The organism is Mesorhizobium sp. M2A.F.Ca.ET.042.01.1.1, from assembly GCF_003997405.1.
Classification (GTDB): Bacteria; Pseudomonadota; Alphaproteobacteria; order Rhizobiales; family Rhizobiaceae; genus Mesorhizobium.
The window spans coordinates 1-1303 of sequence record NZ_RZRX01000559.1; the positions used below are offsets into that span (position 1 = coordinate 1).

General features: G+C 65.8%; 2 protein-coding genes. Both read left to right on the forward strand.

Annotation, left to right across the window (positions count from 1 at the left end):
- The first annotated feature begins 85 nt into the window (after nucleotides 1-85).
- Nucleotides 86-637, forward strand: a complete 552-nt coding sequence (locus EOA23_RS34810; RefSeq protein WP_245474454.1) for an ATP-binding protein — start codon at nucleotides 86-88, stop codon at nucleotides 635-637.
- A complete protein-coding gene (locus EOA23_RS34815; protein WP_126061648.1) occupies nucleotides 634-1278 on the forward strand; it encodes a response regulator transcription factor in 645 nt (214 codons plus the stop codon). The genes EOA23_RS34810 and EOA23_RS34815 overlap by 4 nt, the downstream gene beginning before the upstream one ends.
- Nucleotides 1279-1303: the final 25 nt, after the last annotated feature.

Sequence of the window (1303 nt, forward strand, 5' to 3'; positions counted from 1 at the left end):
ATCCTGAGCGCGCCGCGCCACCGCCATCAACGAGCGCTATCTGCGGCGCATAGGCGCCGACCTGCATGACGGGCCGGCGCAACTTGTGGCGCTCGCCGCGCTCAGGATGGACAGCCCGGCGCTGGTCGATCCGGCCACGTCGAGCACGCTGCGCGAAGCCGAGATCGCCGGAATCCACAAGACGCTCGGCGAAGCGATGCGCGAGATACGCGGCATCTGCAACGGGCTGGTGCTGCCGCAGATCGAGACCCAGGCCATCGCCGACATTTTGCGGCTGGCTGTGGCCGAGCATGAGCGCCGCACCAGCACCAATGTGTTGCTAACCCTGCCAGAGCGCTTGCCGGAACTGGGCACCTCGGAAAAGATCAGCATCTATCGCTTCGTGCAGGAAGGCCTGAACAACGCCTTCCGGCACGGCAAGGGCAAGGGCCAGCAGGTCAGGGCCACGACGAAAGGCGGCAAGCTTCTCGTCGAGGTCGTGGACACCGGCCCCGGCTTCGACCCGGCCCGAAGCGAGGGACTTGGGCTTGCGGGCCTGAGGGAACGTATCGAAAGCATAGGCGGTCAGTTCGAGACACTGACAGGCCCCGGAGGAACGAGACTGGTGATCACCTTGTCTGTCGAGGAGCAACCGTGAGCACACCCATCCGCATCGCAATAGTCGACGACCATCCCCTGTTTCGCGAGGGCGTTGCGCGCAGCCTCGGCGAGATAGGCGGCTTCGAACTCGTGGGCGAAGGCGCCAGCGCCGAGGACGCCGAAAGGCTGGTGCGCGCCAGCATGCCCGATATCCTCCTGCTCGACATCAGCATGCCGGGCGGCGGTCTCAGCGCGCTTGCCAGCATCCTTTCTGCGATGCCCGAGCAGAAGATCGTGATGCTGACGGTGTCGGAGACCAATGCCGACGTCGCCCAGGCGCTGAAGGCCGGCGCGCGCGGCTATGTGCTGAAAGGCGTCGGCTCCAAGGCGCTGGCCGAGATCCTGCGCGATGTCGCCAACGGCCAGAGCTATGTTTCGCCGAGCCTCTCGGCCAGGCTGCTTTCCGACCTTCTGCAGCCCACCGGCAGCAAGCCGGACCCGCTTGCCCAGCTCACCGGCCGCGAAGCCGAGATCCTGAAGCTGGTCGCGGAGGGGCTGAGCAACAAGGAGGTGGCCGCCCGGCTGTCGCTGCAGGAAAAGACGGTCAAGCATCACATGACTAGGGTGCTCGCCAAGCTCAACGTGCGCAACCGCACCGAAGCGGCGCTGCTGATGCATGAGGCGAGGGAGAGGAACTGAGGGGCGGGACGGAGAGTTGGGGAAT